The organism is Candidatus Neoehrlichia procyonis str. RAC413 (assembly GCF_000964795.1).
GTDB classification, from domain to species: domain Bacteria; phylum Pseudomonadota; class Alphaproteobacteria; order Rickettsiales; family Anaplasmataceae; genus Neoehrlichia; species Neoehrlichia procyonis.
Window position 1 is genome coordinate 478,482 of record NZ_LANX01000001.1, and the last position, 11,234, is coordinate 489,715.

The window sequence follows — 11,234 nt, forward strand, 5'->3', positions numbered from 1 at the left end:
TTATTTTTTAAAACTACATAACTTCAATTCTAGCTCTTTACACAAGCTCCTTAACCATAATCTAACATCTTTACACAAATAAGGAGAAGTCACTTTATAAACAAACTTATGATAATAATTAAGGTAATAAATCTCATCATAATTTAACATATGTATACTTATCAAATTTATATCTATAGGAACGCAAGTAAGCTGTTGAAATTTTAAAAACTTATTTTTATGTTTTCTAACATACATTAAATTTTCAATTCTAATACCATATTCACCTTCTTTATAGTAACCCGGCTCATTCGATAGTATCATACCTGGCTTAATAATTACATCATTACCACGCGAAATAGCTTGAGGACCTTCATGAACTGATAAAAAACTTCCAACTCCATGACCAGTTCCATGCTGATAATCAAGTCCCGCACTCCATAAATACTGACGAGCCAGTATATCTAACATACTTCCACTTATACCCACAGGAAATACTGCTTTTGCTAATGCTATATGACCTTTAAGTACTAAAGTAAAATGATATTTTTGTTCATCACTAGGTTGACCTATGGCTATAGTTCTAGTAACATCTGTTGTACCGTCTAGATATTGTCCACCAGAATCTAATAAATATAATCCATTACCTTCTATTACTTTATTAGTTTTTTCACTTGATTTATAATGTATCACTGCACCATTTTCAGCAAACCCTGATATTGTAGCAAAGCTTTCTCTTTGAAATAGCTCTTGAACACTTCTAAATTCTAAAACCTTTGATTCCACATCTAACTCTGTTACTTTCCTCTGACACATTACTTGATTATATAACCAATATAGTAAATTAATAACAGCTACCCCATCTCTGATATGAGCACGTACTGCTCCCTGTATCTCTGTAACATTTTTCTCTGATTTTAATAATAGACAAGGATCTTGTGCATTAACACATACAGCTTTATCTTTAATAATGTTAAAAAGATACATAGGTATTGTAGATGCATCTATTGAAACATTATTTAACACTTTTAAAGCATTACTTAATTTGTCCATTGCAAAAATATTAACATGCAAACCTGTAATTTGCACATGTTCTATATTTTCAATAAATAAATCTATTCTACCATCTTTATATAAAATAGCACGTGAAAAAACAGAGGGATTGTAAACAAATGTAGCATTGCGGATATTTAGTAACCAAGAAATAACTCCTATGTCCGTAATAAACATTGCTTGTCCAGTACAATAATTTTTTGCAACACTCACACATTTATTATAGCTACTTTCTCCTGAATATTTTATCGGATGATCAACAACTTTTTGATAAAAATCCATAGACCTATTCCATAGTTTATCGATTAAAATACTATTTATTAACTTTAAAGAATATTTTTCATATATTTTTATCTGACTCAATGTAAAAAGCTGATCTTCATATCCAATAACTGATCCAACATGTAAATTTTTCTCTAACCACTTCAATGGTGTAATGTCAGAACTATTAAAAATAGCATAATAATTATTATCAAGCTCCATCTTTGCTTGTAGTATATATCTTCCATCAGTAAAAAAATAACCTTTGCACTGTTTTGTAATAATTAAAAAAGCATTTGAACCTGTGAACCCACACAACCACCTTATTCTTTGCCTCATAGGCAACACATATTCAGATTGATACTCATCTGTATTATGGAGCAACAACACATCCACATTATATATATTCATCAACAATAATAAATCTTGAAGCTTATTATTCATACTATAGCTGCTATACATTTATAAACATGATTACCAAAGACAACTGTTCTAATACACATCTTTGATAAAGCTATTTTATTAGCATACATAACTTAATCATCATACAAGACGAATCAATATAGTAAAATTCTTGTAAATTTATTCTCAACCTTAATTACCACGTATTTTATATAAAAATATTACAGTATAACATTACTACTAAAACTATCGTTACATTCTATAACCTTCATAAACTACATATTTCAATCACAAATAATAATTTTTTCAAACTACAATATTAATCACGTATAATTTTGCTAATTTTTTTATTTTAAGTATAGCATTACTTTATCTTAGTAATACTATAAATAGTAATTATGTTAAGTAACAGTTATTATTTATGTATAACTATTAATACTTCAGCAAATTTGAAAAAACTTAAAAGCATAAACTATTTGATTAACGCCAACATAAAGCACATAACAACTTCTCTTGAATAAGATAGTAAATAATAATGCTTATTTATAATATGGATATAATGCTAACCTATCTTTTTTCATTACAAAATAAAAATTTTTTAAAAAACTCATGCCTAACAAAGAAGTCTCTATACCGCTTGTATTAATACTCGCTTTTACATTATTAACTACGATGTTACCTATTTTTATTTCAGGTATCTCAACATATACCGCTTTTACTATTCCATTAGCAGTATGATAAGATTTTATACGTTGTAAATACTTTAAGTACTTTCCTATTTTTCGAGCATCTTTTAAAGATAATATAACATCTGTCGCACCCGTATCTATAAGAAAAATAATATTTTGGTCATTAATTACAGTATTGATATAAAAATGACCATTTTTAGATTTTCTAAGCTCAATGCTACCATCATCTCTAATATAGCTTATATTAGGAATAAAAATACTTACATATTTACTATTTATAATTTCTTCTTTTACACCATATAGCAATGCAACAACTATTATAAATAATAACCAAAAAATTACATTTATAATTTTATTCATTAAAAAATTTCAATATACAAAAAATGAATTCAATAATTTTACATAAATTACTCACATTTCTTTTTTATGCAAAATTTACATCTAGTAACTAGGTCATTACAGCGTAAAAAATTAAAAATCTGTTACTAATTTTACAAAGTCATAATTAGATAAATCTTGATTATAATAAATAACTACAAAAACTACCACTTTACAGAAAGTCCAAGCCTACATTAATATAAATTAATTATGATATTTATTATGATACAATAAATATTAAACATTCACATTAAATAAAATAATAACCTTACTTTACGTAATACAATATTTTTAGCAATAGTTATAAACTAATTACTTACATGTAAAAGCATATTTTAAATCACCAAATATTATCATTACTTAATGTAAATAGTAATAAATATACAATTCAAAAACCAACTGTTAAGGTGAACTCAATCCTATCTACACTAAATAAATTATGAATGCTAAACAATAAAATTACATTAATGCTAATACAAAAAATTATATTATATAATATGACAATAAAAAATACTTATAGTATGACCGCCTCCCCTACACCTCTCATTAACCAATTAATTATGATTATACTGCATGTTATTAAAAAAATTACAAATAAAACTTTCCTTTACAAACTTTCTTCCATTCTAACTTAAAATGCAAAAAGTGATCTTTTGAACTATTTTCTAGATACACTAATAAATTCTCAATACTACTGTTATAATTTGCAGTAGTTATCTTATCTTGATAATGCATTAATCTTAAATATATTAAATAAGTATTAATAACATCCGTTTCGCAATAATTGCGAATTTCAGATACCCTATTACTATCATACAAGCCCATAACTTGTGAACCATCAACACCAACCTTACCAGGAAAATTTAATATCGCACAGATTTCATTAATTTTTATCTTAGCAGATACTCCAAAATCTGAAAGATAATCTAATAAATCACAATGCCAATCTATGCTGTACCTTTGAAAATAATTATTCCATTTATCTCCAGTCTTATATAAGTAACCAGCTTGCACTCCATGCACCATAGCCCTATATTTTAAAACTGGTAAATCAAAAGTACGTCCATTAAAAGATACAAGCCGAGGTTTTATAGAAGATAGATATTGAAAAAAACCTTTTACTAATTCTTTCTCTTCAGAACAAACATTTCCTCCTGAACGAATTTCCTGTAAATGAAAAATTTCGCGTTCTCCAACTTTTTGAATATCCGCCTTTAAAAAACTAATTGCTACTACTTTATGGAAAAGCTGACGCAAAAAAGCATTCTGTCCATTAGTAATTTTAAGATGGTAATTTACCATAGCTTCTCTTTTTACATGTACATCATCTACACCATCACATTCATCTATTAAATTATCACAACAATCAACATCTGGTATTGTTTCTATATCAAAAACTAATAAAGAACTCAACATCATTGTCCTACACATTCTTCTAAATGATCTTGCCAAAATTTACGTACTTTTACAAATAAAAAAAGATGTATCTTCATTTGAAAATATTCTTCAAGCTCACTCTTCGATTGAAGACTTACATTTTTGATAACATTAGCATTTTTTCCTACAACAATAGTTTTATGACTTTCCTTTGTTACATATATCACCTGTTTTACAATTAAACTCCTCTCCTTCTCTTCAATTTGTTCAGTAACAACTGATAAATTATATGGAAGCTCTTGACACAAAATCATAAATAATTTTTCTCTAGTAATCTCAGCTGTAAAGAATCTCATTGAAGCATCTGTTATCTGACCATCGGGATATAACCAAGGGCCGTAAGGAGATACTTCAGATAAATACCTTATCAAAGCATCAATTCCAAAATTTTTTAATGCAGATATAGCAAAAATGTTTTCAAAATTATATAAATGAGTAATATGCTCTAAAATTATATCCAGCTCTTTCTTGGAAATTAAATCTAATTTGTTGATTACTAAAATTACTTTAATTTGCAAAGCTTTGATTCTATTAATAATTTTCACAACATGAATATCTAAATATTTCTTTGGATCAATTACCAACATAGCTAAATCCACACCTTTAATAGACATCCATGCATGCTTTACTAAAAATTTTTCCAATTTAGTTTTTGCGGCAAAAACTCCTGGGGTATCAGTAAATATTAGTTGCACATTTCCATTGGTATATACAGCATTCATTTTAACACGAGTTGTCTGTACTTTAGGTGTAACTATTGATACTTTCTGACCAATCAATAAATTAATTAACGTAGATTTACCAGCATTTGTTGTTCCCACAACAGTAATCATAGAACATTTTTTATTCTTATTACTTAACCCTTCATCACTATACATACAAAACTACAAGTAAAACTTCTTACTAACTATAACACACCAATCAACATAAATAATAAGATTTGTTGTTTTCTCTATAATTATTTAAAAACACCGCTCTTTAATTTCTTCTTTATTATATATTCAATCACACTATAAATAAAATTTTACAAACAACTAACCATCTTAATACATTTACCATGTATTTTTTATCTCTTCTTTTAACATACATAAACCATCAAGCATTTTTTTGCATAATGCTCTATCTGACAAATACTGATATTAGTAACTGTACAACTTTACTTATTCTTTAATAAACTCATTATATCAATATTCTTAAATTGCTCAAAATTCACCTTACCAAACTTACCAATAACACTATTTATTTGATGAAGTTGCTTTAAAAGCAAATTAATAGAGTTCACTGTAACTCCTGCACCTTTTGAAATTCTAAGTTTACGAGCTCCATTAAGTATTTTTGGATTACACTTCTCTTGCTTTGTCATAGAATTAATAATTGCAATATACTGGTTAATCCTACTATCATCAACCATGCTTGATATTTGACGCTTCACATTATTATCAAAACTTGGAAGAAACTTTAGTATACTGGTAATACCTCCCATCTTATTTAATGCATTTAATTGCGCTACAAAATCATTAAGATCAAAACTACCTTTTTGCACTTTTTTTTGTAACTTATCTACTGCTTCTTTTCCTACAACTTCTGTAGCTTTCTCCACTAAAGAGGTAATATCACCCATATTAAGTATTCTTTTTGCTATCCTATCAGGATAAAAATCCTCTAAATCATTTAGTTTTTCACCAGTAGCAATAAACTTAACTGGACAACCAACAACCATTTTCATTGATAAAATAGCACCACCTCTAGTATCTCCATCTGCACGAGTTAATATAATACCAGTAATATCAAGATTTTCGTGAAAAACACTTGCAACATTTACTGCATCTTGTCCCATCATAGAGTCTACAACCAATATAATTTCTGAAGGAGAGACTATATCTTTGATAGCTTTCAACTCTTTCATCATATCTTCATCAACATGTAACCTTCCTGCTGTATCTAAAAGTAATACATCATAGCATTCATGCTGAGCAGCCTTTAAAGCTCTTTGAGCAATAATAACAGGCATCTCATCTTTGATTATAGGAATACTATCAACTGAAATCTGATTACCAAGAATTTGCAATTGTTCTTGTGCAGCAGGACGATAAACATCCAAAGAAGCCATTAATACTTTTTTTTGCTTACTACAAAGCTTCAATGCTATTTTCGCAGTACTAGTAGTCTTACCAACACCTTGCAATCCGACCATCATAATTACAGCAGGCTTACTACCTATAATATTTAACTCGCTTTTACTACTTCCTAAAGCTTCTATTAAGTATTCTTCTATCTTTTTTATCACCATCTGACTAGGAAGAACACCTTTAACTACTTCCTCCCCAATAATATTACCTCTTATACTAGCAATAAGATCATTGACAACTTTTAAATTTACATCAGCATCAATTAATGCTTTACTGACCTCTTGCATCGTATAATCAAAATCTTTATCAGAAATTACACGTTTACTATTTAATTTTTGAAATGCAGTAGCTAACCCACTTGTTAATGATTCAAACATAAAAATACAACTACACTACTAATAAATAACATACCAACTATAACAGTAAAGCTCAAAGATGTAATACCACAAGCTTTTACTATACCTCTACGACTATTGTTAAGCAACTTAATCATAGATAATGTACTACCTTCTAAACTAGCAAAAATACTAAAAATGTACAAGACAAAAGTATAGAACTTTAATATAACACTTAATAAAAACGACCTATAAATCCAATCTACATCTAAATTAAAATTCACTCTTCCCTTAAACGCATTACAAAAACAATAAAAAAGCAAAGCAGCAATAAAAAAAATCATGCATTGGGACAATACATTACCGTAAGTATAAGAAAATTTATTTTCTATGCCTATAAAAAAAAAGCATTCTTTATACAATAATCCAGATAAAAGCAATATACAAGTCAATATTAACATTGAAATTTTAGTAAAAAACCCACTTTTGGCTATTTTATTAACACATTTTGCACTGGACATAAAAATAAACCAAAAAAATTTAAATCCTGTACTCATTAATAATAACATACTACAAATAAGAAATAGCTTTCCAAATATTATATCTTTCAAACCTCCCAATTCTGAATTATGTAATATTAATGTTTTAACAATAAATCCACTAGTACCAGGAAATCCTCCCATCGTTAACAAAGCCACCAAACAGCAGATTCCTTCTAAAGGCATTTTTTTTAATATATTACCCATTTCATTAATATTTACGTTACCAGTATTGTTTATTACTGTATTAGCAATCATAAATAGCAACAACTGGTATAATATAGACAGTGCCATCTGTAAAACAATAATATCAGTTGCTATCATATAATTAAACCCTATGCTAATCAACAATAAACCCATCTGTCCAACTAAATTATAACAAAGTAATTTTCTGATATTATTTTCTAATAATGAAAAAATCATTCCATATATAGATGTTATTAACCCTATATATAACAAAATATCATGCCCCTGAAATAATTTTAATATAACATAAACCGCAGTTTTTGTAGTAAAAACTGATAAAATCATTATCCCAATATCAGAAGCTACAGGATAAGCATGAGTAACCCAAGAAGACATAGGAAATGCTGCAGCATTAATTAGTAACCCTATAAAAAATAAAGTTGTTGGAATATTATTTAAAAATTTAGAAAAAGGAAATTGACATATTCCTATAAGCAAACAAACACCAGCAAAAAAATGCACACATGCATAATGAATAAATGCTTTATATCTTTCTGGGTTATATCCTGCTGTAGATGAATTAATAGCAATAATAAGTAGTGCACATAATACCATAAATTCAAATGCAACCACTACTATAGTCATATCACAAGATAATATTGCTACAGAATTACTGCTATAATATAGCAGATAAACTATCATTTCACGTTTACTAATATTCTTTGAACATAAATAAATTAAAAACATAGCCAAAGAAAATGTTATCAATAAAATACCATTATTCGAATTAAAAATATCCAAATATGTACTAACCTTTGACATCAATATAACCAATAGCATACATCAACATATAGTATATTCATTTTTATTACTACATAAATATAAAGTGTATCACAAAATGCATAATGTCTATTAACACTGTAGATTTTTAACATTGTTAAATAATCAGATATATCAAGTCTTAACTAATTATAGCAAGTTATTTGCAATACCTAAAATATACAAATCAATTATAATAACTATAGACTACTTACATGAATGTACTCATATTAACTTAGTTATCAACCTATTTAATTAATAAATTTTAATTAAAGTCAAAGTATAGATATATAAAAATTATTCATATTCAAAAAAATAAATATAACATTATTAAATAAATACTTAGGCATTCAAATCTCGGTTAAATAAATAACTTGCCCTATTTTTAAAAGCTAAAATTAAGTTTTTTTGTATAATTGGAGAAGTAAAATTAAACATAGAGTGCAAAGCTTTGTATTTAAATGAACAGTTTATGCAAAACCTGACCAATGATTTTTTACTATTACAAGGTATAAAAACCCAATTACTATATAAAAAATCAAAAATACCTTCAATTGACTCTATTTTTATCCACCCATCATCAGTAGAAGTAGGAGCACAAAACCGTATATATGAAGAATAACTTCCCCTTATACCTTTAAAACTTGCAATTAAATCTGCAACAATAAACTTATCCCCACGATTTTTAATATATACTGCTGTACACCACGGAAGAAAATCAGGATATTTTTCTACATCCAACACAATAGAAAATAAGTCCGTAGCACAAAAATCTACTATGTCTTCACTCCAAAACTTATATTCATTTGGCATAGTACAACACAAAATATAAGAGAGCCGCATTTGCCGTCATGTTTCTGCGTATCCTGAGACACAAGCTAACGTGGGCACCATATAACAATTACCAATGAATTGACAGTGATAGCTCCCTAAAAAATAAAACGGGCTCGAGGAACTATTAACTTTAACGTACAACGCAGCACCTCCATCGCAGTTGTAACACAATATAGTACACACGTCAATTATTATCAAGATTACTTATCATTTTTATCAATTTCTTGATAATCTGAATCAACAACTTTTTCATCACTATTTGTACCACTTGCTGCATCGCCACTACTAGCATTATTTGAAGATGCACTATTATTAGCACTAGAGTACATAGCTTCCCCTAGTTTCATTGATACTCGTGATAAACTGTCAAATTTTTGTTGAATTACTTCTACATCATCTATATTATCACTACCCATACAGTCTTTTAATTCTTTAATAGCATCTACTATAGCAGATTTATCAGATTCAGAAACTTTATCTCCATATTCTTTAAGAGATTTTTCTGTAGAATGTATAAGATTTTCTGAATTATTCTTTACTTCAACAAATTTCTTACGCTTTTTATCTTCTTCAGCTTTTTCTTGTGCTTCTTGAATCATTCTCTTAATTTCATCATCACTCAAACCACCAGATGATTGTATCTTAATCGCTTGTTCTTTTCCTGATGCTTTATCTTTTGCTGAAACATGCACTATACCATTAGCATCTATGTCAAACGTAACTTCGATTTGCGGCATTCCACGAGGTGCCGAAGGAATACCTTCTAAGCTAAATTGACCTAACAATTTATTATCAGCAGCCATTTCCCTTTCTCCCTGAAAGACTTTAATAGTTACAGCAGTTTGACCATCTTCTGCCGTAGAAAATACTTGTGACTTTTTTGTAGGGATAGTTGTATTACGATCAATTAAACGAGTAAAAACACCACCTAAAGTTTCAATACCTAACGATAGTGGTGTAACATCCAATAATAATACATCCCTAATATCTCCAGATAATATACTACCTTGAATTGCTGCACCAATTGCCACAACTTCATCAGGATTAACACCTTTATGAGGTTCCTTCCCAAAAAAGTCTTTTACTTTTTGAATCACCTTAGGCATTCTAGTCATTCCACCGACCAGAACCACTTCATCTACTTTATCTGCAGAAATACCAGCATCCTTTAATGCTTTTTGACATGGATCTATAGTCCTATCAATTAAATGAGCAACTAAATTTTCAAATTTTGCTCTTGTTAATTTTAAACTTAAGTGCTTAGGACCACTATTATCACTTGAAATAAAAGGAAGATTTATGTCTGTTTCCATTCTGCTAGACAATTCAATTTTAGCTTTTTCAGATGCCTCTTTTATTCTTTGCACTGCCATCGCATCATTTCTTAGATCTATACCACTTTCACTTTTAAAATAATCCATTAAATGATTCATAATTGCATGGTCAAAATCCTCACCACCAAGCATAGTATCACCATTTGTTGCTTTAACTTCAAAAACTCCATCTGCTATTTCTAAAATTGAAACATCAAAGGTACCACCACCTAAATCATATACTACTATTACCTTCTGCTTATCACTTTTATTTAACCCATATGCCAATGCTGCTGCTGTTGGTTCATTGATAATTCTAATAACATCAAGACCTGCTATCCTGCCTGCATCTTTTGTAGCCTGACGTTGTGCATCATTAAAATACGCAGGAACCGTTATTACTGCCTTTTCAACTTTATAGCCAAGATAACTTTCTGCAGTATCCTTCATTTTTTCTAATATAAAAGCACCTATCTGACTAGGAGAATACTCTTTATCACGTATCTTAATCCATGCATCCCCATTTTTAGCAGACACAACCTCATATGAAGACTTAATATTTTTAATATCTTGGTACCTACGACCTATCAACCTTTTACTAGCATATATTGTATTCTTAGCATTAGTAGTTGCTTGACGCTTTGCAGAATCACCTACTAATCTCTCATTGTCAGTAAACGCAACAATAGATGGAGTAGTTCTTGCCCCTTCGCTATTCTCAATAGCTTTAGCATCTCCTCCTTCCATTATTGCAACACAAGAATTTGTTGTACCTAAATCTATACCTATGACTGCCATAATAAAACCTTCCCCAAAAATTTCATAAAAAATCAACAATAACTTGATGTATCATATAATCACCAAAACACCATATTACAAC

General features: G+C 28.7%; 8 protein-coding genes and 1 other RNA gene. All 9 read right to left on the bottom strand.

Going from position 1 to position 11,234, the window contains the following annotated elements:
* Positions 1–1,737 (bottom strand): aminopeptidase P family protein, encoded by a 1,737-nt coding sequence (locus NLO413_RS01655; RefSeq protein WP_045808813.1) that lies wholly within the window; start codon positions 1,735–1,737, stop codon positions 1–3.
* A 497-nt stretch (positions 1,738–2,234) separates the two neighbouring features.
* Entirely contained in the window at positions 2,235–2,744 is a 510-nt protein-coding gene (locus NLO413_RS01660) for a retropepsin-like aspartic protease family protein (RefSeq protein ID WP_045808814.1), read from the bottom strand.
* Between the two features lie 606 nt (positions 2,745–3,350).
* Positions 3,351–4,178 carry a 3'-5' exonuclease gene (locus NLO413_RS01665; RefSeq protein ID WP_045809348.1) on the bottom strand — a complete coding sequence of 276 codons (828 nt, stop codon included), beginning with the start codon at positions 4,176–4,178 and terminating at the stop codon, positions 3,351–3,353.
* Positions 4,178–5,077 carry a GTPase Era gene (era, locus tag NLO413_RS01670; protein WP_045808815.1) on the bottom strand — a complete coding sequence of 300 codons (900 nt, stop codon included), beginning with the start codon at positions 5,075–5,077 and terminating at the stop codon, positions 4,178–4,180. The genes NLO413_RS01665 and era overlap by 1 nt, the downstream gene beginning before the upstream one ends.
* A gap of 278 nt (positions 5,078–5,355) precedes the next feature.
* Positions 5,356–6,705: a signal recognition particle protein gene (ffh, locus tag NLO413_RS01675; protein ID WP_045808816.1), complete on the bottom strand. Its 1,350-nt coding sequence runs from the start codon at positions 6,703–6,705 to the stop codon at positions 5,356–5,358.
* A complete protein-coding gene (locus NLO413_RS01680; RefSeq protein WP_052690366.1) occupies positions 6,690–8,210 on the bottom strand; it encodes a proton-conducting transporter transmembrane domain-containing protein in 1,521 nt (506 codons plus the stop codon). Before NLO413_RS01680 ends, ffh begins: the two co-directional genes overlap by 16 nt.
* Positions 8,211–8,549: 339 nt before the next feature.
* The gene (locus NLO413_RS01685; RefSeq protein WP_045808818.1) at positions 8,550–9,020 is read right to left on the bottom strand and encodes a type II toxin-antitoxin system RatA family toxin; all 471 of its coding nucleotides are present in this window, start codon (positions 9,018–9,020) and stop codon (positions 8,550–8,552) included.
* Between the two features lie 17 nt (positions 9,021–9,037).
* Positions 9,038–9,193: non-coding RNA, 6S RNA (gene ssrS / locus NLO413_RS04990), on the bottom strand.
* Between the two features lie 48 nt (positions 9,194–9,241).
* Entirely contained in the window at positions 9,242–11,152 is a 1,911-nt protein-coding gene (dnaK, locus tag NLO413_RS01690; RefSeq protein WP_045808819.1) for a molecular chaperone DnaK, read from the bottom strand.
* Between the last annotated feature and the right edge of the window lie 82 nt (positions 11,153–11,234).

Coding starts and splice junctions, on each gene's coding strand:
- NLO413_RS01655 (WP_045808813.1), bottom strand. CDS start 1,737: ATGAATAATAAGCTTCAAGATTTATTATTGTTGATGAATATATATAAT.
- NLO413_RS01660 (WP_045808814.1), bottom strand. CDS start 2,744: ATGAATAAAATTATAAATGTAATTTTTTGGTTATTATTTATAATAGTT.
- NLO413_RS01665 (WP_045809348.1), bottom strand. CDS start 4,178: ATGTTGAGTTCTTTATTAGTTTTTGATATAGAAACAATACCAGATGTT.
- era (WP_045808815.1), bottom strand. CDS start 5,077: ATGTATAGTGATGAAGGGTTAAGTAATAAGAATAAAAAATGTTCTATG.
- ffh (WP_045808816.1), bottom strand. CDS start 6,705: ATGTTTGAATCATTAACAAGTGGGTTAGCTACTGCATTTCAAAAATTA.
- NLO413_RS01680 (WP_052690366.1), bottom strand. CDS start 8,210: ATGTCAAAGGTTAGTACATATTTGGATATTTTTAATTCGAATAATGGT.
- NLO413_RS01685 (WP_045808818.1), bottom strand. CDS start 9,020: ATGCCAAATGAATATAAGTTTTGGAGTGAAGACATAGTAGATTTTTGT.
- dnaK (WP_045808819.1), bottom strand. CDS start 11,152: ATGGCAGTCATAGGTATAGATTTAGGTACAACAAATTCTTGTGTTGCA.